This window comes from Burkholderia sp. MSMB0856, from assembly GCF_001524645.2.
In the GTDB taxonomy this organism is placed as follows: Bacteria; Pseudomonadota; Gammaproteobacteria; order Burkholderiales; family Burkholderiaceae; genus Burkholderia; species Burkholderia diffusa.
In genome coordinates, this window is sequence record NZ_CP013427.1 from 1,018,987 (window position 1) to 1,039,818 (window position 20,832).

Here is a 20,832-nt window from a genome sequence, read left to right on the forward strand (position 1 = left end):
TCGGCGTGCCGTTTGCGGTGCGGGCCCGCGCCATGCGGCGCTATGCGGGGCGCCGCGCGTTCAGGATCACCTGCGTGACGATTCCCGCGACGAGCCCCCAGAACGCCGAGCCGATCGACAGCAGCGTGAGGCCCGACGCGGTGACCATGAACGTGACGAGCGCGGCTTCGCGCTGCTTCACGTCCTGCATCGCGTTCGCGAGCCCGCTCATGATCGAGCCGAACAGCGCGAGCGCGGCGACCGACACGACGAGCGCCTTCGGCAGCGCCGCGAACAGCGCGGCGATGGTTGCGCCGAAGATCCCGGCGATCAGGTAGAACGTGCCGCACCACACGGCGGCCGTGTAGCGCTTCGCGTGATCCTCGTGCGCTTCGGGGCCCGTGCAGATCGCGGCGGTGATCGCCGCGAGGTTCACGCCGTGCGAGCCGAACGGCGCGAGCAGCAGCGATGCGAGGCCGGTGGTCGCGATCAGCGGCGACGACGGCGTCGAATAGCCGTCCGCGCGCAGCACCGCGATGCCGGGTACGTTCTGCGACGCCATCGCGACGACGAACAGCGGAATGCCGATGCTGACGATCGACGCGATCGAGAACGCGGGCATCGTGAACACGGGCTGCGCGAGCGCGATATGGAAGCGGCTGAAGTCGAGCAGGCCGAGGCCGCCGGCCACGGCGGTGCCGACGATCAGCGTCGTGACGATCGCGTAGCGCGGCGCGAGCCGCTTGACGATCAGGTAGGTGAAGAACATCGCGAGCACGAGCGCGGTCTGGAACTGCGCGGCGCGGAAGATCTCAATGCCGATCTCGAACAGGATGCCCGCGAGCAAGGCGGCCGCGATGCCGGCCGGAATGCGCCGCATCAGCGTGTCGAACAGCCCGCTCACGCCGATCGCGGTCAGCAGCAGCGCGCACACGACGAACGCGCCGATCGCCTCGGCGTACGGCACGCCGGGCAGCGACGCGATCAGCAGCGCGGCGCCGGGCGTCGACCAGGCGACCACGACGGGCGCGCGAAAGCGCAGCGACAGGCCGATCGTCGTCAGCGCCATGCCGATCGACAGCGCCCAGATCCATGACGAGATCTGCGCATCGGTGAGGTGGGCGGCGCGGCCGGCCTGGAACATCAGCACGAGCGAGCTCGTGTAGCCCGTCATCATCGCGACGAAGCCGGCGACGAGCGTCGAGACGGACGTATCGGTGAAAAAGCGGCGGCCGCCGGCGCGGCCAGCGCTCGCGGTGGGCGAAGGGTTCATGCTATCTCCGGGGGAGGCCGCCTGGACGCGGCCTTCGTGTCTGCAGGGCGGGTTCGTTATTTGCTGAGTGCGCGCATCGCGGTTTCGAGGCCCGCGAGCGTGAGCGGATACATGCGCTGACCGAGCAGATCGCGGATCACCGCGACCGATTGCCGGTATTCCCATAGCCGCTCGGGCTCGGGGTTCAGCCAGGCATGGTGGGGGAACTGGTCCGCGAGGCGGCGCAGCCAGACGGCGCCGGCTTCCGGGTTGTTGTATTCGACCGAGCCGCCGGGCTGCAGCACCTCGTACGGGCTCATCGTCGCGTCGCCGACGAAGATCAGCTTGTAATCGGGCGTGAACTTGTGCAGCACGTCCCACGTCGCGGTGCGCTCCGAGTGGCGGCGGCGGTTGTTCTTCCACAGGTGGTCGTACACGCAGTTGTGGAAGTAATAGAACTCCAGGTGCTTGAATTCGGCCTTCGCGGCAGAGAACAGCTCTTCGGTGCGCTTGATGTGATCGTCCATCGAGCCGCCGACGTCGAGCAGCATCAGCACCTTCACGTTGTTGTGGCGCTCGGGCACCATCCGCAAGTCGAGCCAGCCGGCGTTCGCGGCCGTGCTGCGGATCGTGCCGGGCAGGTCGAGTTCCTCGGCCGCGCCTTCGCGCGCGAAGCGGCGCAGGCGCCGCAACGCGACCTTGATGTTGCGCGTGCCGATCTCGACCGAATCGTCGTAGTCGCGGTAGGCGCGTGCCTCCCACACCTTGACCGCGGTGCGGTTGCCGTTCGACGGGCCGCCGATGCGCACGCCTTCGGGGTTGTAGCCGCCGTGCCCGAACGGCGACGTGCCGCCGGTGCCGATCCACTTGTTGCCGCCTTCGTGGCGTTCCTTCTGCTCGTCGAGCAGTTGCTTCAGGCGCTCCATCAGCTTGTCGAGGCCGCCCATCGCTTCGATCTGCGCCTTTTCCTCCGGCGACAGCTCGCGCTCGAGACGCTTCTCGAGCCAGTCGAGCGGAATGTCGAACGCTTCGGACGGCAACGCGGACACGCCATGGAAGTACGCGCCGAACGCCTGGTCGAACTTGTCGAAGTACTGCTCGTCCTTGACGAGCGTCATTCGTGCGAGGAAGTAGAACGCGTCGATCGACGGCGAGATCAGCCCGGCCTTCAGCGATTCGAGCAGCGTCAGGTATTCCTTCACCGAGACGGGCAGCTTGGCTGCGCGCAGCGCGTAGAAGAAATTGAGCAGCATGGCCGGGCCTTCGCGGGTGGGTTACCGGTTGTGCCGGTTCATGTAGACGAGCCGCTCGAGCAGGCTCAGATCCTGCTCGTTCTTCAGCAGCGCGCCCGCGAGCGGCGGCACGATCTGCTTCGCGTCGGCGCCGCGCAGCGCGTCGGCCGGGATGTTCTCGGCGAGCAGCAGCTTCAGCCAGTCGAGCAGTTCGGACGTCGACGGCTTCTTCTTCAGCCCCGACACGGCGCGCAACTCGAAGAAGCTCTCGAGCGCCGCGCGCAGCAGCTCCTCGCGGATGTGCGGGAAGTGGACCGCGACGATCTGCTGCATCGTCGACGGATCGGGAAACTGGATGTAGTGGAAGAAGCAGCGGCGCAGGAACGCGTCGGGCAGTTCCTTCTCGTTGTTCGACGTGATGATCACGAGCGGGCGGTGCTTCGCGCGTACCGTCTCGCGCGTCTCGTACACGTGGAATTCCATCCGGTCGAGCTCGCGCAGCAGGTCGTTCGGGAATTCGATGTCGGCCTTGTCGATCTCGTCGATCAGCAGCACGGCCGGGTGCTCGGCGTCGAACGCCTGCCACAGCACACCCTTCACGATGTAGTTCGAGATGTCCTTCACGCGCTCGTCGCCGAGCTGCGAGTCGCGCAGCCGCGATACCGCGTCGTATTCGTACAGACCCTGCTGCGCCTTCGTCGTCGACTTGATGTGCCACTGCAACAGCGGCATGTCGAGCGCGGCCGCCACTTCCTCGGCGAGCATGGTCTTGCCGGTGCCGGGCTCGCCCTTGATCAGCAGCGGCCGTTGCAGCGTCAGCGCGGCGTTGACCGCGAGCTTCAGGTCGTCGGTGGCGACGTAGTGCGAGGATCCTTCGAAACGCATGGCGGCGCTCTTTCCTGGTCGCAAAAAAACCCAGTATAAGTCAGAAGGGCTGTCCGGTTGGCCAGGGGCCGCGTATCGTTGCGGGGCTGCGGCGGGGCGGACCGGGGCGCCGTATGGACGCATTCCCCGCCGACGCGGTACAATCTGGCCGTTTTTTTTGGCCTGCGTGGCGACCGACAAGCAAAACGGCGCGGGCCGTTGCCGCTTCGGCGCCAGTTTCCCCTCAAGCTAGGTTACAAGAGCTATGAACAAATTCGTCGGCAAACACGTCGTTGTCGCAGCGCTCGTGGCGCTCGCGGGCAGCGCGCAGGCGGCCGGTGTGGTCGGCAACCCGAAGGACGGGGCGAGCAAGGCCGCCATGTGCATCGGTTGCCACGGCATCCAGGATTACCGCGCGGCATACCCGGAGGTCTACCGGGTGCCGGTCCTCGGCGGCCAGAACCAGCAATACCTCGAGAACGCGCTGAAGGCCTACCGCAAGAAGGATCGTCACTTCCCGTCGATGAACGCGATCGCCGGTTCGCTGACGGACCAGGACATCGCGGATCTGGCGGCCTACTACGCCGCCCAGAAGGCCGACACGAAGGACAATCCCTACAAGTAAAGCGCGCGCCGCCGATCTGACCGGCGGGACAGGAGCATTCATGAACAACGCATTCAAGACGGCGGCGGTTGCACTGGCGGCCGGCCTCGCGATCGGTACCGCGCATGCGGCGGACACCACGAAGGGCAAGGAGCTGGTTGAGTCGCACAACTGCGCGGCCTGCCACGGCGCGCAGCTGAACAAGCCGATCAACGCGGAGTATCCGCGCCTCGCCGGCCAGCACGCCGACTACCTCGTGTGGGCGATGCGCCAGTACCAGATGGGGCTGACGAATCCGCTGCTCGGTCGCAACAACGCGATCATGCAGGCGCAGGTGCAGAACCTGTCGGTCAGCGACATGAAGGACATCGCGGCCTACATCGAGTCGCTGAAAGAGACCGATCTCGTCTTCAAGAAGTAAGCGCGCCGGACCTCGCCGGTCCGTGCAGCCAGCATACCCCGCCGCGGCGGGGTATTTTTTTGTCCGCGGCGCTCAGTCGCGCGACGCGCGGCGCAGGATGCGCTGCAGGTACGCGTCGGTATCCGGCGGCGTGCCGGTGCGTTGTGCTTCCCAGATCGTCTCGCCGAGGCATTCCATGATCATGTGCTGCGCCTCGTGGGTCGAATCGAGCTTCGCGGCCAGCTTGTCGTGCGCGGCGCGGATGCCGGGCGGCTGATCGATCGACAATTGCTCGCTGATCGCGAGGTGCATCGACAGGTGCAGGAACGGGTTCGTGCGGCCTTCCTCGGGCGTGTAGTTGCGCGCGGCGGCGCTGTCGGCGTCCGCGAGGTCGTCGTGGTATTCGGGATGCTCGACGATCCAGTCGGCTGCCATCGCTTCCAGCGGCGTGAGGATCTCGCCGGCGCGCTGCTTGCGCCAGGTCTCGGTGAAAAAGCGACGGACTTCGTCGCGACTCGGATTGAACATGGTGGGGACGCGTGGTGATTCGGGCGGCGTCATGCCGCGTCGCGCATTGTACGCCGGGTCGGCGCATGGCGCTGGCAGCGGGCGGGGGGCGCGCCGTGGCGTAGCGCGGCGACGTCGATTGGCGTCGGCCGGCGCGGGCTGCGGCGCGGCGCAACAGGTAAGCGAGGACTAGGCTGCCGGCCAGCGGGCCGCTACACTCCGACGATTCCCGTCGTCGCACTTGCCCACTTACATCATGTCCGCCACCGCCCGCTCATCGTCCGCCGCGCTGCAGGGCGCGTTCTACGTCGCGCTGTCCGCCGCCGCATTCGGCGCGATGGCGATCTTCGGCCGCTATGCGTATGCGGCCGGCGTCGACGTGCTCGGGCTGCTGATCGTGCGCTTCGCGATCGGCGGCGCGGTCCTGGCCGCGATCGCCCGGCACCGCCGCGTCGCATGGCCGCGCGGCCGCGCGCTCGCGCCGCTCATGGCGATGGGTGCACTTGGCTACGTCGGGCAGTCGTTTTGCTATTTCAGCGCGCTCCAGCATGCGCAGGCGAGTCTCGTCGCGCTGCTGCTGTACCTGTATCCGGCCTTCGTCACGCTGTTGGCCGCGTGGTGGCTCGGCGAGCGCCTCACGCGCGCGAAGGCGGTCGCGCTCGTGCTTTGTGTCGCGGGCTCCGCGCTGATGGTCGGCGGCGGCCACGGCGAGCCGCTCGGCATTGCGCTCGCGCTGGCCGCTGCGGTGATCTATTCGCTGTACATCGTCGGCGGCACGAAGGCGACGCGCGGCGTCGATCCGCTCGCGACCACCGCGATCATCTGCCTGTCGGCGACCGCGACGCTCGTCGCGATCGCGGTCGTGCGGACCGCGGCGTTCGGCGCGCCGCCGCGCTGGCCGGCGACGGCCGGCGGCTGGGCGTCGATGCTCGCGATCGCGCTGGTGTCGACGGTCGCCGCGATGCTCGCGTTCTTCGCCGGGCTCGAGCGGCTGGGGGCTGCGCGCACGTCGATGCTGTCGACGCTCGAGCCGGTCGTGACGGTCGCGCTCGCGGCGCTGCTGTTCGGCGAGGCGCTGTCGCCGTTGCAGTGGGCCGGCGGCGTCGCGATTCTCGCGGCCGTGCTGGCGCTCGTGCGTGCGGGCGGCGCGGCGGCCGACGACGCGACGGCGACGTCCAACGCATAAGCAGCGGAAACTGGGAAAGTCGTGGGCGCCGCACCGGCGCTTGCGGGTCGCGCCGCGCGCCGCGCACGGCCAGGCCGGCCGCGTGAGGCGCGTCGGCCGCGGCCGGCGCTCACTCGTTCGGCGGTGGTGTCTTCGGCCGGAATTCGCACAGCGGCTCGATCGCGCAGTGCCAGCATTCGGGCTTGCGGGCCTTGCACACGTAGCGACCGTGCAGGATCAGCCAGTGATGCGCGTCCTGCAGGAATTCCTTCGGCGTGAACTTCTCGAGCGCGGCCTCGACGGCCCGTACGTCCTTGCCCGGCGCGAGCCCCGTGCGGTTCGCGACGCGGAAGATATGCGTGTCGACCGCGATCGTCGGCTGGCCGAACGCGGTGTTCAGCACGACGCTCGCGGTCTTGCGACCGACGCCCGGCAGGCTCTCGAGCGCTTCGCGATCGGCCGGCACCTCGCCGTCGTAGCGCTCGAGCAGGATGTTGCACGCCGCGATCACGTTCTTCGCCTTGGTGCGGTACAGGCCGATCGTCTTGATGTAGTCGGCGACGCCTTCTTCACCGAGCGCGACGATTTGTCGCGGGGTGTTCGCGACCGGGAACATCTTGCGCATCGCCTTGTTGACCGACACGTCGGTTGCCTGCGCGGACAGCATCACCGCGATCAGCAACTCGAACGGCGTCGTGTATTCGAGCTCGGTGGTCGGATGCGGATTGAGGCTCTGCAGCGTTTCGTAGATCGCGCGTCGTTTGGTGGCGTTCATGGACGGTTCTTGTCGGGCGGCGCGGCCGGGTCGCTTTGGTCGTCGTTGTTCGGAACGTCACGGTCGTCGCGGGCAGCCGCAGCTTCGGCGTCGCGCTGCGCCTGCTGTTCGGCGAGCCGCTTGCGGCGGGCTTCGGCCGCGTCGATCTGCGCCTGCACGGCCGCGCTCACGCCTTCGGTGTTCTTCGGCGCGGCGCCTTGTTCGGACAGTTCTTCCTTCTTCTTGCGGGCGCGTTCGAGCGCGGCGGCGATGATCGCGCGTTTCTTCGCGTCGGCGTCGTCGGCCGGGGCGGCGCCCGGCGTGCCAGCCGGCGCCGCGGCCGGCGCCGCCTTGGCCGCACCGGCACTGGCCGCGCGGCGGGCGGCGGCGCGCGCTTCGGCGGCCTCGCGTTCGCGGCGCTGGCGGGCGAGCCGGCGGTCGTGGCGTTCGCGCGCGGCGTCCGCCTGTTCCTGCGACCACGCGTCCCAGCCGGTGCGCTCGTCGGTCACGGGGACCATCGCGATGCAGTCGACCGGGCAGGGCGGCACGCACAGGTCGCAGCCCGTGCACAGCGATTCGACGATCGTGTGCATCTGTTTCGGCGCGCCGATGATCGCGTCGACCGGGCATGCCTGCATGCACAGCGTGCAGCCGATGCACAGGCTTTCGTCGATGAACGCGACGGCGCGCGGATGCTCGGTGCCGTTGACGGGGTTCAGCGGGATCACCGGCTTGCCGAGCAGGCGCGCGAGGCGCGCGATGCCTTCGGCACCGCCGGGCGGGCACTGGTTGTAGTTCGCGTCGCCGGCGGCGATCGCGTCGGCGTACGGACGGCAGCCGTCATAGCCGCACTTCGTGCATTGCGTCTGGGGAAGCAGATCTTCGATGCGATCCGCGAGGGTCTTGGAATCGGTCACGGTGACAACGGGCGCAGCAGCGCCGAATGGCTCTCGGCCGCGTCTGGCGCGGCCGGAAAGGTTTGCCAAACCTCGATTATCGCCGATTTCCCGCATTGCGCTGGACGCTGTCTGTGCGCATAATCGAACCGCTTTTTTGCAGGGGCTCAGCAGGAGGGCGGCCGCACGCGGCGCGCTCGTTCCAGGGCAGCCGGCGCCGAGGCGGTGGGGGTGCCGGTCCGGATCACGCGGCTCACATAGCAAAACGCCACCATGAATCAGCCAAAAATCAAAAGAGATCCTGAAGGTACCCGCCGCCGCATCCTGATGGCGGCAGCCGAAGAGTTCGCGAGTGGAGGGCTGTTCGGCGCGCGCGTCGACCAGATCGCGCGCCGGGCCGAAACCAACGAGCGCATGCTCTATTACTATTTCGGCAGCAAGGAGCAGCTGTTTACGGCCGTGCTCGAACACGCGTTCTCCGCGCTGACCGAGGCCGAGCGCGTGCTCGATCTCGACGGCGTCGCGCCCGTCGAGGCCGTCACGCGGCTCGCGCACTTCGTGTGGGATTACTACCGCGATCATCCGGAGCTGCTGCGGCTCATCAACAACGAGAACCTGCACGAAGCGCGCTACCTGCACAAGTCGACGCGAATCCGCGAGATGATGTCGCCGATCGTCGCGAAGCTCGGCAACGTGCTGATGCGCGGCCAGAAGGCCGGGCTGTTCCGCAGCGACGTCGATCCGCTGCGCTTCTACGTGACGCTGTCGGGGCTCGGCTACTACATCGTGTCGAACCGTTTCACGCTCGCCGCGACACTCGGCCGCGACTTCAGCCAAGCCGACGAGCGCGCGGAGATGGTCAGGATGAACACCGAGGTGCTGCTCGCGTATCTGTTGCGCCGATGAGCGGCCCACCCGTGGCCGCCGGATAAAAAAACGCCGCCGTGCGCAAGCAACGGCGGCGTTTTTGCGTCGGAACGCGGCGCGTCAGGCGGCCTTGCGCGCGCGAACGGTTTTGGCGCGCGTGGCGCCCGCGCGTTTCGCGGCCGGTGCGGCCTTCGCGGTTGCCGTCTTGGCGGGCGCAACCGTCACGGCCGGCGCCTTCGCGCGCGCGCGCTTCGCGGCAGTGGCTCGCGCAGTCGCTTCGGGCTGCGGCTTGACGGCCGGCACGGCAGCGAGCGTCGTCGCGGCCGGTGCTTCGGCGGGCGCCTTGGTCGCGCCGTTCTTCGGTTCCGGCGCATGCTCGCGGATGAAATCGCGCAGCTGCGGGTAGATGATCGTGCGCCAGCGGCGGCCCGAGAAGATCCCGTAGTGACCGCATTTCTCGGCGGTCAGGCTGCGGCGATCGTCCTGCGGGATGCCCGTGCACAGCTCGTGCGCGACGTGCGTCTGGCCGCTGCCCGAGATGTCGTCGAGTTCGCCCTCGATCGTCATCAGCGCGGTGTGCTTGATGTCCTGCGGACGCACGCGCTCGCCTTCGACATCCCACGTGCCTTCCGCGAGCCGGAATTCCTGGAACACGACGCGGATCGTCTCGAGATAGTACTCGGCGGCCATGTCGAGCACCGCGTTGTACTCGTCGTAGAAGCGGCGATGCGCCTCGGCGTCGTCCTCGTCGCCGCGCAGCAGGCTCTGGTAGAAGTCCCAGTGCGATTGCGCGTGACGTTCCGGATTCATCGCGACGAAGCCCGTGTGCTGCAGGAAGCCCGGATACACGTGGCGGCCTTCGCCCGGATAGTTCGCGGGCACCGTGTGGATCACGTTGTTCTCGAACCACGCGGTCGAGTGCTGCGTCGCGAGCGAGTTCACCGACGTCGGGCTGCGGCGGGCGTCGATCGGGCCGCCCATCATCGTCATCGTGAGCGGCGTGTCCTCGCCGCGGCTCGCCATCAGCGAGATCGCCGCGAGCACCGGCACGGTCGGCTGGCACACGGAAATCACGTGCAGGTTGCGCGCGCCGATGTGGCGGATGAATTCCTGGATGTACGCGATGTAGTCGTGCAGGTGGAACGGGCCGACCTCGACCGGCACCATCCGCGCGTCGATCCAGTCGGTGATGTACACCTTGTGATCCTGCAGCAGCGTGCGCACGGTGTCGCGCAGCAGCGTCGAGTGGTGGCCCGACAGCGGCGCGCAGACCAGCACGACCGGCTCGTCCTTCAACTGCGTGACGGCATCGGCATCGTCCGAATAGCGTTTGAAGCGCAGCAGCCGGCAGAACGGCTTCTCGACGATCGTCTGCTCGACGATCGGGATGTTGTGGCCGTCCTTGACGATCTGATGAATGTTGAATTCGGGCTTCTCGTAATCCTTGCCGAGCCGGTACATCAGCTCGTACGCGGCGGCCATCCGCGTCGCGCCGGGCATCAGCGAGAACGGGCTGGACGGGTTGGCGAACGACTTGGATGCGGCCTGGGCCCAGGCCGTGAGCGGGCTCAGCATCGCCCGCTGGAATTCGTGCAGTTGGTAAAGCATGCAGACTACTCCCGCGTGGGGGACGGTGCGCAAGGGCGGCGTGGGGCGTCGCGGCGTGCCGTGTGGGTCAGCGACCGGCCATGGTGCAGTGCGGCCGGACAATCGAATCGATCATATCGGACAACGATGGGTGTTGCAATGCAACATTTCCCCGATTTTTCATCAAACTTTTGCGAATTGACGATCTCTGAAGAAGCCGCTCCGGCCCCGGTCAGCGCCCTGTCGCCACGGCCGGCGCCGGCTGGCCGGCCGCGCGCGCCATGGCGTCTTCGTGGTGCATCAGGTTCATTGCAGTATGCACCAGCGCCACGTGCGAGAACGCCTGCGGGAAGTTGCCGACGAGCCGGCCCTCGACCGGGTCGTATTCCTCGGCGAGCAGCCCGAGGTCGTTGGACAGCGCGAGCAGCCGGCTGAAGAGCCGGTGCGCGTCGTCGATCCGGCCGAGCAGCGCGTAGTTGTCGACCAGCCAGAAACTGCACGCGAGAAACGTGCCTTCGCCGGGCGGCAGGCCGTCGTCGTACTCCGTCGTTCGGTAGCGCATCACGAGCCCGTCGTGCAGCAATTCCCGCTCGATCGCGTCGACCGTGCCGACGATGCGCGGGTCTTCCGGCGGCAGGAAGCCGAGCAGCGGCATCAGCAGCACGCTCGCGTCGAGCTCGTCGCTGCCGTAGCTCTGCGCAAACGCCCGTTTGCCTTCATGCCATGCGTTGTCGCAGACGTCGGCGTGGATCCGGTCGCGCAGCGCGCGCCAGCGGTCGAGCGACGCGGGCAGCCGGAACATTTCCGCCGACTTGATCGCGCGGTCGAACGCGACCCACGCCATCACCTTCGAGAACGTGAAATGGCGGCGGCCGCCGCGCGTTTCCCAGATCCCCTCGTCGGGTTCCTGCCAGATCTTCTCGAGATGATCGAGCAGCGAACACTGGACGGACCACACCGTGTCGTCGGCCTGCAGGCCGCCCACGCGCGCGAGGTGCAGCGCGGCCATCACTTCGCCGAACACGTCGAGCTGGAGCTGGTTCGCGGCGCCGTTGCCGACGCGCACCGGTTTCGAATCCTGGTAGCCGGGCAGCCAGTCGAGCTCCATTTCCGGCAGCCGGCGCTCGCCCGCGATCCCGTACATGATCTGGATTTGCTCGGGCGAGCCGGCCATCACGCGGCCGAGCCACGTGCGCCAGGCGCGCGCCTCGTCGTAGTAGCCGCCGCGCATCAGCGCGAGCAGCGTGATCGTCGCGTCGCGCAGCCAGCAATAGCGGTAGTCCCAGTTGCGGTTGCCGCCGATCTTTTCGGGCAGCGACGTGGTGGGCGCCGCGACGATCCCGCCGGTCGGCTCGTACGCGAGCGCCTTCAGCGTGATCAGCGAGCGGCGCACGGCGGCCGCGTAGCGACCCTGCACCTGGCAGCGGCCCGACCATTCGAGCCAGTAGTTCTCGGTGCGGGCGAGCATCGACAGCGGATCGCGCGCAGGCGGCAGCCGCAGGTGCGACGCCGCGTAGCTGAGCGAAAACGGTACGCGTTCGTCGGCGCTCACCGTGAATTCCGCGAGCGTATGGAGGTTCTTGCCGGTGAGCGGCACCGGCGTGCGCAGCACGACGGTATCGGGGCCGGCGATCGCCTTCACGCCGTCCTCGCGGGTCAGTTGCGTGACCCACGGGATCGAGAAACCGTAGTCGAAGCGCAACACCAGTTCCATGCGCATCTTCATCGTGCCGTGGCGGCCGACGACGATCCGCACCAGTTCGGACCAGCCATTGCCGGGCGGCATGAAGTCGATCACGGTGACGGCGCCGTCGGCGCTTTCATAGTCGGTCTCGAGGATCAGCGTGTCGCCGCGATAGCGGCGCGTCGTGTGCGTGATCGCGGCGTCGTCGGCCGGCGCGAGCAGCCAGCGGCCGTGCTCGGGCGTGCCGACCAGCGCCGCGAAACAGGCGCCCGAATCGAAGCGGGGCCAGCACAGCCAGTCGACGGAGCCGTCTTTCGAGATCAGCGCGGCGGTGTGGCCGTCGCCGACGAGGGCGTAGTCTTCGATCAGGGCGGGCATGGGCAAGCGGTCCTTGGGTATTCGAGTTCACTATGCAGGCGGAGGCGCCCTGGCTTCACGCGCCGGCGTCGCGCCCCGTATACTCGGCCGGGCGGCGGAGCGCATGAACGGCCGGCGTTTCGTCCTATCTCAACACTTGAAGCGACTCGATGCAAGGAGGATTCAATGCCCAGCCGTTTACGCGAGCGTGACGCACGCGCTTCGACACGAGGGTTCCCGCTTAGGCTCGCTCACTGGATGAAAGGTTTCGCGATCGTGCTGTCCTTGTCCGCGACCCATGCCTTCGCTCAACAATCGCCGGCACCGGCCGACGGCGTCTACAACCTGCTCGTCGGCACCTATACGGGGCGCGGCAGCGACGGGATCTACGTTTACCGCTTCGATACGAAAACGGGCAGTGTCGCACCCGTGTCGTCGGCGAAGACCGTGAATCCGTCCTACCTGTTGCCGAGCCGCGACGGTCGCACCGTCTACGCGGTCAACGAACTGCCCGGCGACAACGGCCCGGCGACGCAGCGCGGCGGCGTCAGCGCGTTCAGCTTCGATCCGAAGACGGGAGCGCTCACGTTCATCGACCGCGTGTCGTCCGAAGGGAACGATCCTTGCTATCTCGCGCTGTCGCCGGACGGCAAGTACCTCGTCACGGCCAACTACTCGGTCGCGACCGATCCGGGCGGCAGCTTCGCCGTGTTCCCGGTCCGCGACGGTGGTGCGGTCGGCCCGGCCGCGCTGACGGTGCATCACGAAGGCACGGGGCCCGTGAAGGGGCGCCAGGACGGCGCGCACGTGCACTCGACAGTGTTCTCGCCCGATGGCCGTTACCTGTTCGTGCAGGACCTCGGCGCGGACAAGATCTACGGCTACCGCTACACGATCGACGGCAGCCGCGGGCTGATCAGCCCGACCGACACGCGCTACACGCCGGTGAAGGCCGGCTCCGGCCCGCGTCACATGGTGTTCGGCGCCGACGGCCGGTTCGCGTACGTGACGAGCGAGCTCAACGCGGCGGTCGAGGTGTTCGGCCACCACGACGGCAAGCTGACGCCGGTCGAGACGCTGCCGATGACGGTGCCGGGCTTCAAGGGCAAGGTGGGCGGCGGCGCGATCCACCTGTCGCCGGACGGCCGCTTCCTGTACGCGAGCAACCGTGGCGACGTGAACGAAATCGTGATCTACGCGGTGAACAAGGCCGATGGCCGGCTGAAGACCGTCGGGCGCCAGTCGAGCCTCGGCAAGACGCCGCGCGAATTCCTGATCGATCCGACCGGCAAGTGGCTGATCGTCGGCAACCAGGACAGCGACACGTTCTACGTATTCAGTCGCGACGTCGAAACGGGGCAGCTCGGCCCGAATCCGCAGAAGGTGGCGCTCGGCAGCCCGGTCGATTTCAAGCTGGTGCCGGTGGCGCAGTAAATGGAGAAAGGGCGCTGCCTCGGCAGCGCCCTTTCTTCGTTCGGGCGGCCGCTTGCGCGGGGCGCCCGTATCGGTCGTCGTCGGCCGCGCGGCCGCCGTGCTCAGTCGGCCGCGGCCGGCACGAGCACCTCGCGGCTGCCGTTGATGCCCATCGGCGACACGAGCCCGGCTGCTTCCATCTGCTCGACGAGGCGCGCGGCGCGGTTGTAGCCGATGCGCAACTGGCGCTGCACCGACGAGATCGACGCGCGCCGCGTGCGCACGACGAACGCGACCGCTTCGTCGTACAGCGGATCGGCTTCCGCATCCGGCGCGTCGCCGAACAGGTCCTGCGTCGCGCCGTCGGCGGCCGGGCCGTCGAGAATCCCTTCCTCGTACTGCGGCTCGCCGAACTGCTTCAGGTATTCGACGATCCTGTGCACTTCCTCGTCCGCGACGAACGCGCCGTGCACGCGCTGCGGGTAGCCGGTGCCCGGCGGCAGGAACAGCATGTCGCCCTGGCCGAGCAGCGATTCGGCGCCCATCTGATCGAGGATCGTGCGCGAGTCGATCTTCGACGACACCTGGAACGCGACGCGCGTCGGGATGTTCGCCTTGATGAGGCCGGTGATCACGTCGACCGACGGGCGCTGCGTCGCGAGGATCAGGTGGATGCCGGCCGCGCGCGCCTTCTGCGCGAGACGGGCGATCAGCTCCTCGATCTTCTTGCCGGCGACCATCATCAGGTCGGCCAGCTCGTCGATCACGACGACGATCAGCGGCAGCTTCGACAGCGGCTCGGGATCGTCGGGCGTCAGCGAGAACGGGTTGCCGATCTTCTTTTCCTTCGCTTCAGCGTCGCGGATCTTCTGGTTGAAGCCCGCGAGGTTGCGCACGCCGACGGCCGACATCAGGCGGTAGCGCTTCTCCATTTCGCCGACGCACCAGTTCAGCGCGTTCGCCGCGAGCTTCATGTCGGTGACGACCGGCGCCAGCAGGTGCGGGATGCCTTCGTAGACCGACAATTCCAGCATCTTCGGGTCGATCATGATGAGCCGCACGTCCTCGGGCGTCGCCTTGTACAGCAGCGACAGGATCATCGCGTTGATCGCGACCGACTTGCCCGAACCCGTCGTGCCGGCGACCAGCATGTGCGGCGCCTTCGCGAGATCGGTGACGACCGGGTGGCCGGTGATGTCCTTGCCCATCGCGATCGTCAGCTGCGACGCCGAATGCTGGTACTGGCGCGATTCGAGGATTTCCGACAGGCGGATCATCTGGCGTTTCGCGTTCGGCAGCTCGAGGCCCATGCAGGTCTTGCCGGGAATCGTCTCGACGACGCGGATCGACGTGAGGCCGAGGCCGCGCGACAGGTCCTTCATCAGGCCGACGATCTGGCTGCCGCGCACGCCGAGCGCGGGTTCGATCTCGAAGCGCGTGATCACCGGACCCGCCGATGCGCCGACCACGGTCACCGGCACCTTGAACTCCTGCAGGCGCTGCTCGATGACCTGGGCGGTCTGCGCGAGGTTTTCCTCGGTGATCGTTTCGATATCGTCGGAGGCGGGCTCGAGCAGGTCGAGCGTCGGCAGTTCGACGTTGAACGACGCGGGTGCGTGGAATTCGAACGCGTTCGGGCGCGGCTGGCGCGCGGGTTCGGCCGATGCGTCCGGGGGCGGGGCGCTCGATTCCGCCGGTGCCGGCGGCACGGTGGCCTCGGACAGCGTCGTGTCCGGCGGCGGTGCGGTCGTGACGGCCGGGATGGCGATGCCGGTTGCCGCGGGCGTTGCGCCGGTGCCGGGCATGATGGACCAGCTCGCCGATGCAGCAGCGGGGGCCGGCGGGGTGGTGAACGACTGGGCCTGCGGCGCCGGTGCGGACGCGATGGGTTGTGCCGGTGTCGCCGTGTCGATGGATCCGCCCGGTGTGGAGAAGGTCGGCATTGCCGACACAGACGCGGTCGCGGAAGTCGCGGGCGCGGCCGATGCCGTCGCGGGGGCGGTCGTGGCGAAGGAGGCCGGCGCGCCGCCCGTCGCTGCAGGCACGCCGCCGAACGCGGCGGGTGTAGCGGCAACGATCGTGCTCGTCGGGGCGAGTGCGCCGGAAGACGGCGCCGGGATGACCGCAGCGGCGGCGGCAGGCGCGATGCCGGGTGCCACCTGCGCTGCTGCGGGCGGTGTGGCCTGCGTGTCGGTCGACCAAGCGTCAGGCGTGCGGTTCGCCGGTGCTGCCGGAGGCGTGGCCGATGCGGTCGACGTTGCGGTAAATGCGCTGCCGGACGAGGTGCCAGCCGCGACGGCAGGCGACACCTGCGTGCTTTGCGCCGAATGCGATCCGATTGCGCTGAAGGACGTGCCGGTCGATGCGGATGCGGTCGCGGCCGGCTGCGATGTGGCCGGACCGGAAGCATTCATTGCGGGCGTCGGAGCAGACGTCGCCACGGGTGCGGACGGCTGTGCGGCGGGCTGTGCGGCGGGCTGTGCGGCGGCACCGGTCGACGGCGTGTGGGCGGGTGCCGTCGGTGCGGGTGCTGGCGTGACCGCGGCCGATGCCGCACCCGGCACGTGACCGCTGGAACCGTGTGCGGCCCCGGTGGCGCCTATTGGCGCGGACGGCTCGGCCGATACAACGGGCGCCGCCGATGCGGTGGGTTGCGACGGCGACCAAGAGGCCGTGCCAGTCATGCCGGAGAACGAAGGCGTCGCGGCGGCCGGTGTGCTGTTCGACGTGTTCGCCGGTGCGGGTGCCAGGGCAGCAGAGCCCGGCGTGGTCCCGACGCGCGACGACGCGGAAGTCGCCGGAGTCGTCTGCGCACCGGAGGAGGGTTCCGCGGACAACGGCTTCGACCACGACGCAGACGCAGGTTCCGCCATCGCGGAGATCGACGCCGCCGATGCGGGTGGCATGGCGGATTGCGTGCCGGCAGCCGACGGTGCGGTTTCTCCGGCGTGCTTTGCTGCCGCATGCCAGGCCGTTCCCGTCACGGCGCCGTCCGGTGCGGTGGTCGACGTGTCCGAGGCCGCCGGCGTCGCTGCCGCGACGGGCATGGCATCGGCAAGCGGCCGCGTCGGCGTTGCCGCGATCGACGAAGCGGGGAGGGGAGTGGTCGGCGCGACCTGCTGGACAGGTTTCACGACGTCCTGAGTCGCGTGCGTGTCCGGTGTCGTATCGACCGATACGGTGGTATCGGCCGGCAGTGTGGATTGCGACTGGACCTGACCGACCGTCCCTGCGGCTGTTGCCGCATCCTTCGCGTCGGCGGTGCGGCCCAAGCCGCTTGCCATCGACGTGACGCTGGCCGCATGCGAACTGACAGCCTCGCTCGTCGCCCCCGACTCATCCGCATCGGACAGCGGCGCGGCAATCGGGCTTTCATGCGATGCGTCGAGTCCGGAAACCGGCGGGCTGACGATGTCTTCCCACGGTGCGAAGTCGATCGGTGAATCGAATGCCGGCGCGGCGGGAGCATTGGCGTCATGCCGATGCTCGCCTTCCGCATGACGCGTCGGTGCATCGGTCTCGACGCTGCGATCCGGTATGGCATGCCGTGCAGTTTCGCCGAAGGCCGGAATGCTCGTGCCAACATCGACAAGGGGCGTGCGCACGCTCGGCTCGGCCGGCATGAATGCATCCAGCACGATCGGTGCGTCGTCGTATGCCGGCGTGGCTTCGTGCGTGTCCGGAAGGTCTGCGTGGCGGGGCGAGGCCTGAAGCGCGCTCGCAACGACCCCGGCGGGTACGGCCGTCGATGCCGATGCCGATGCCGCGACGCTCGCTGCCGTCGCAACCGCGGCGGCCGTCGCCGGCGCCGCATCGGGCGCACGCACGTCGTCGAGCGTCGCCCATTGCGCGGTGCTGGCCTCGATCGAGCGCAGCGTGTCGTGAACACTCGGCGCCGGCGTGATCGGCTCCGCGGGCTGCTGCACCCATGCGTAGAGCGGCGCGCGCGCGGGGACCGGTGGCGCGGGGCGGCGCCGTGCGGCGTCCGGCGACTGGCCGGCGCCCGCTGCTGGGCGCGCGGGCGTGCGCGGCGGCGTCACGCCGGCCGGGCGCGGCGTGACCGCGGCGCGCGGCGCGGCCGGCTGCTTCATTGCGGCTGCGGGGGCGCGCGCGGTGGTCGGTTGCGGCCGAACGGGCTCGAACCCGGCCGGAAGCGGGGCCGGATTCGGGCGCGGCACCTGTGCATTCGCTGCGGCTCGCGCGAGGCTGGCGGTGCTGCCGGTCGTCGGCGGCGGCATGGCGCTCGCCGTGCCCGCTGCAGGCGGCGGGGGCATGCGATGGGCCGACGTCGGCTTCAGCCACCCCGAGGGTGCGACGGGCTCCGCGAGCGGACGCGGCGCTGCGTTGCCGCGCGGCTTCGGCCGGGCCTGCGGATCGGGTTTCCACAACGTTGGGCGCGAATAGCGGCCGTTCTGCCGCGGCGCCATCGAGTTGACGGTGTGCGCGGTGGTCGGCTGCACGATGTCGTCGTCGCGATGCAGCGCGCTGCGCGGCAGGTCGGCGACGCCGCGCACGTCGTCGTCGGCGACGTCGCGCGCGAGCTTGACGCCGAACGACGTGTCGACCCACGCGGCGAACTGCCGCCAGCCGATGCCGGTCAGCCACGGCAGGCCGGCGAAGAACAGCACGACCATCGCGACCGGCGTACCGATCGGGCCGAGCACATGCGCGAAGCCGTTCGAGAGCGCGTGGCCGAGCGCATTCGTGTCGGGGCCCGACAGCGGGCTCGTCAGCGCGCAGCTCGCGACGAACACGGCCGCGAAGCCGAGCCACAGGCGAATCGAGCCGCGGCCGGCGAGTCCGCCGCCGCCGGGCAGCATCGCCTGAACGAGACGCCAGATGAGAAGGAGGAACCAGACGGCGGAGATGCCGAACCAGCCGAAGACAACCGTGTGCATGCTTTGATGAAACAGGAAGAGGGCGGGGAGCGCAGTGCGCGACCCGCCGAGTTTAACCGGCCGGCGAACAGGACTCTAAGGCAGCATGAAGGCGTCGACGCGCTTCCAGGCCACGGGACGCGTGCGTCCGGGATTCGCGCGTGGCGAAGGCGGCCGGTCGGCCTTCGCCCGCGCGCTGCATCAGGGGCTCCGGCGCGTGAAGGTCAGCGTCGCGCCGGCTTCGGTCACGATCTGCAATTGCCGCGGCTCGCGCATCTGCACGCCGGTCTTCTCGATGTGCGCGAGCGCATCGAGGTACGCGTGTTCGAGCTGGCCGCCGAGTGCGTTCGGGCATGCCATGCGCGTGCCGGCCAGCGGCCCGAAGCTCAGCAGACCGTTCTTGAGCGCGTAGGTGCCCATGTAGCGGTTGCAGCCGGAAAAGCCACTGGCGCGTCGGACGCCCGATTCGGTGGACAGCGCGAGCTTGATCGGCTCGCCGTTGTCGCCGTGCGGAATCGTGCGCGGCGTGCCGTCGGCGTTCACCCAGCTCGTGAGCTCCCAGCTCGTGTCGTCGAGCAGCTGGACGGCGGCGGGGTTGTACGGGTCGGGTGCGGGGGCGGCGGAATCGGGGTGGGTCGGCATCGCGCAGGCGGCGAGAAGCGTGGCAAGCGTCAACGCGCAGAGCGGCGCGCGCAGCGGGCGAAGCAGGCCGGTGCGTGCGCGTGCGGCGGCGGACAGGTGGGACATGAGCCTCGTTCCTCATCGGATTCTGATCAAGGCGTAAGAGTAACGCACCCGCCCCGCGCGAGGCGAGCCGACACTTCGCGCGTGAAAACGTTCGCAAGCCGCCGGCGGGCTTCACGCGGCGACGCGCGACGCGACGAAACCGCCCGGACCGGCACGGGTGCGCGTGTTAACATCGGAGCCGTTTTCGTCCTCCAACAGAACCAGCGGGAAATCACATGCAGATCGGTCAGCGGCTCGGTACGCCGCTTTCACCCTCGGCCACGCGCGTCATGCTGCTCGGCGCGGGCGAACTCGGCAAGGAAGTCATCATCGCGTTGCAGCGTCTCGGCGTCGAAGTCGTCGCGGTCGACCGTTATCCGGACGCGCCGGGCCACCAGGTCGCGCATCGCGCACACGTGATCGACATGACCGACGCCGCCGCGCTGCGCGCGGTCGTCGAGGCAGAGCGCCCGCACCTGATCGTGCCGGAGATCGAGGCGATCGCGACCGATGCCCTCGCGGCGATCGAGGCGGCCGGCCTCGCCGAGGTGATCCCGACCGCGCGCGCGACGCAGCTCACGATGAATCGCGAAGGCATCCGCCGCCTCGCGGCCGAGGAGCTCGGGCTGGCGACTTCGCCGTATGCGTTCGCCGAGTCGTTCGACGCGTTCAGCGCGGCCGTCGCGAAGATCGGCATGCCGTGCGTCGTGAAGCCGGTGATGTCGTCGTCGGGCAAGGGGCAGTCGGTCGTGCGGACCGAGGCCGACGTGAAGCCTGCCTGGGATTACGCGATGGCGGGCGGCCGCGTGAACCACGGCCGTGTGATCGTCGAGGGCTTCATCGATTTCGACTACGAGATCACGCAGCTGACCGTGCGCGCGATCGATCCGGCGACGCTTGAGACGCGTACCTACTTCTGCGAGCCGGTGGGGCACGTGCAGGTGGCGGGCGATTACGTCGAATCGTGGCAGCCGCAGCCGATGAGCGCCGTCGCGTTGGAGAAGTCGCGCGAGATCGCGCACAAGGTGACCGAGGCGCTTGGCGGGCGCGGGCTGTTCGGCGTCGAGCTGTTTGTGCGCGGGGACGAAGTCTGGTTCTCCGAGGTGAGCCCGCGGCCGCACGACACCGGCCTCGTGACGCTCGCGTCGCAGCGTCAGTCGGAGTTCGAACTGCACGCGCGCGCGATTCTCGGGCTGCCGGTCGATCCGACGCTCGGCTCGCCGGCCGCGTCGGCGGTGATTTACGGCGGGCTCGACGAGCGCGGCATCGCGTTCGAGGGCGTGCGCGACGCGCTGGCCGTGCCGGGCGCCGACCTGCGCCTGTTCGGCAAACCGGAAAGCTTCGTGAAGCGGCGCATGGGCGTCGCCCTCGCGACCGGCGCGACCGTCGACGAAGCCCGCGAACGCGCAAAGCGCGCCGCGGCGGCCGTGCGGCCCGTGTCGGCGCGCTGACCGGATCGGGAGCGCGCGATGGCATCGACGTGGCGGCGGATCGGCCGTATCGGCAAGGTAGGTGCCGCGCTGGCGCTGGCCGCGAGCCTCGCCGGGTGCGGCCTCGCGGCCGCGCCGTGCCGGGTCGCATCGGCCGGGCTGAAGATCGTGCCGGTCGTCGGCCATGTCGCGGCCGCGCCGACCGACGCGTGCGCCGACGTCATCGATCCCTGAGCGA

17 protein-coding genes are annotated in these 20,832 nt (G+C 69.0%); 7 read left to right on the top strand and 10 right to left on the bottom strand.

The features are described 5' to 3' along the window. Positions 1-40: 40 nt before the first annotated feature. From WS87_RS05850 to WS87_RS05860, 3 genes are read right to left on the bottom strand one after another with little or no spacing between them, the layout of a single operon-like run. Positions 41-1,252, bottom strand: coding sequence for a benzoate/H(+) symporter BenE family transporter (locus WS87_RS05850; protein WP_059527347.1), 1,212 nt, complete (start codon positions 1,250-1,252; stop codon positions 41-43). A gap of 56 nt (positions 1,253-1,308) precedes the next feature. Further along, complete coding sequence (locus tag WS87_RS05855; protein WP_059820617.1) at positions 1,309-2,484, bottom strand: vWA domain-containing protein; 1,176 nt, start codon at positions 2,482-2,484, stop codon at positions 1,309-1,311. A 21-nt stretch (positions 2,485-2,505) separates the two neighbouring features. Next, positions 2,506-3,348: an AAA family ATPase gene (locus WS87_RS05860; RefSeq protein ID WP_059820618.1), complete on the bottom strand. Its 843-nt coding sequence runs from the start codon at positions 3,346-3,348 to the stop codon at positions 2,506-2,508. Between the two features lie 244 nt (positions 3,349-3,592). On the opposite strand from WS87_RS05860, the gene WS87_RS05865 reads away from it, so the two are divergent. Together WS87_RS05865 and WS87_RS05870 are read left to right on the top strand one after the other, a co-directional pair. Next, positions 3,593-3,952, top strand: a complete 360-nt coding sequence (locus WS87_RS05865; RefSeq protein ID WP_011885616.1) for a c-type cytochrome — start codon at positions 3,593-3,595, stop codon at positions 3,950-3,952. Between the two features lie 40 nt (positions 3,953-3,992). Further along, positions 3,993-4,352: a c-type cytochrome gene (locus WS87_RS05870; RefSeq protein WP_011885615.1), complete on the top strand. Its 360-nt coding sequence runs from the start codon at positions 3,993-3,995 to the stop codon at positions 4,350-4,352. A gap of 72 nt (positions 4,353-4,424) precedes the next feature. Here the strand turns inward: WS87_RS05870 and WS87_RS05875 are convergent, their stop codons facing one another. After that, positions 4,425-4,892 (bottom strand): DUF1841 family protein, encoded by a 468-nt coding sequence (locus tag WS87_RS05875; protein WP_415750090.1) that lies wholly within the window; start codon positions 4,890-4,892, stop codon positions 4,425-4,427. Between the two features lie 202 nt (positions 4,893-5,094). Here WS87_RS05875 and WS87_RS05880 point away from each other — a divergent pair, with 202 nt between their 5' ends. Beyond that, complete coding sequence (locus tag WS87_RS05880; protein WP_059820619.1) at positions 5,095-6,024, top strand: DMT family transporter; 930 nt, start codon at positions 5,095-5,097, stop codon at positions 6,022-6,024. A gap of 109 nt (positions 6,025-6,133) precedes the next feature. Here the strand turns inward: WS87_RS05880 and nth are convergent, their stop codons facing one another. Further along, positions 6,134-6,778 (bottom strand): endonuclease III, encoded by a 645-nt coding sequence (nth, locus tag WS87_RS05885; protein WP_059820620.1) that lies wholly within the window; start codon positions 6,776-6,778, stop codon positions 6,134-6,136. After that, positions 6,775-7,770, bottom strand: coding sequence for an electron transport complex subunit RsxB (gene rsxB, locus WS87_RS05890; protein ID WP_059820621.1), 996 nt, complete (start codon positions 7,768-7,770; stop codon positions 6,775-6,777). Before rsxB ends, nth begins: the two co-directional genes overlap by 4 nt. Positions 7,771-7,926: 156 nt before the next feature. On the opposite strand from rsxB, the gene WS87_RS05895 reads away from it, so the two are divergent. Then, the gene (locus WS87_RS05895; RefSeq protein ID WP_059527327.1) at positions 7,927-8,559 is read left to right on the top strand and encodes a TetR family transcriptional regulator; all 633 of its coding nucleotides are present in this window, start codon (positions 7,927-7,929) and stop codon (positions 8,557-8,559) included. Between the two features lie 81 nt (positions 8,560-8,640). Here the strand turns inward: WS87_RS05895 and WS87_RS05900 are convergent, their stop codons facing one another. Next, positions 8,641-10,128 carry a polyhydroxyalkanoate depolymerase gene (locus tag WS87_RS05900; protein WP_059820622.1) on the bottom strand — a complete coding sequence of 496 codons (1,488 nt, stop codon included), beginning with the start codon at positions 10,126-10,128 and terminating at the stop codon, positions 8,641-8,643. A 211-nt stretch (positions 10,129-10,339) separates the two neighbouring features. Further along, positions 10,340-12,169 (bottom strand): glycoside hydrolase family 15 protein, encoded by a 1,830-nt coding sequence (locus tag WS87_RS05910; protein ID WP_059820623.1) that lies wholly within the window; start codon positions 12,167-12,169, stop codon positions 10,340-10,342. Between the two features lie 165 nt (positions 12,170-12,334). Between WS87_RS05910 and WS87_RS05920 the strand changes: the two genes are divergently transcribed. Then, complete coding sequence (locus WS87_RS05920) at positions 12,335-13,582, top strand: lactonase family protein (protein ID WP_107938112.1); 1,248 nt, start codon at positions 12,335-12,337, stop codon at positions 13,580-13,582. A 101-nt stretch (positions 13,583-13,683) separates the two neighbouring features. Here the strand turns inward: WS87_RS05920 and WS87_RS05925 are convergent, their stop codons facing one another. Together WS87_RS05925 and WS87_RS05930 are read right to left on the bottom strand one after the other, a co-directional pair. Continuing rightward, entirely contained in the window at positions 13,684-18,459 is a 4,776-nt protein-coding gene (locus tag WS87_RS05925; RefSeq protein WP_059820625.1) for a DNA translocase FtsK, read from the bottom strand. Between the two features lie 180 nt (positions 18,460-18,639). Beyond that, positions 18,640-19,185, bottom strand: a complete 546-nt coding sequence (locus WS87_RS05930; RefSeq protein ID WP_059820626.1) for an META domain-containing protein — start codon at positions 19,183-19,185, stop codon at positions 18,640-18,642. A gap of 215 nt (positions 19,186-19,400) precedes the next feature. Here WS87_RS05930 and purT point away from each other — a divergent pair, with 215 nt between their 5' ends. Both purT and WS87_RS05940 read left to right on the top strand, forming a co-directional pair. Beyond that, positions 19,401-20,615 carry a formate-dependent phosphoribosylglycinamide formyltransferase gene (gene purT / locus WS87_RS05935; RefSeq protein ID WP_059527309.1) on the top strand — a complete coding sequence of 405 codons (1,215 nt, stop codon included), beginning with the start codon at positions 19,401-19,403 and terminating at the stop codon, positions 20,613-20,615. An 18-nt stretch (positions 20,616-20,633) separates the two neighbouring features. Further along, entirely contained in the window at positions 20,634-20,828 is a 195-nt protein-coding gene (locus WS87_RS05940; RefSeq protein WP_059820627.1) for a DUF6726 family protein, read from the top strand. The last annotated feature ends 4 nt before the right edge of the window (positions 20,829-20,832 follow it).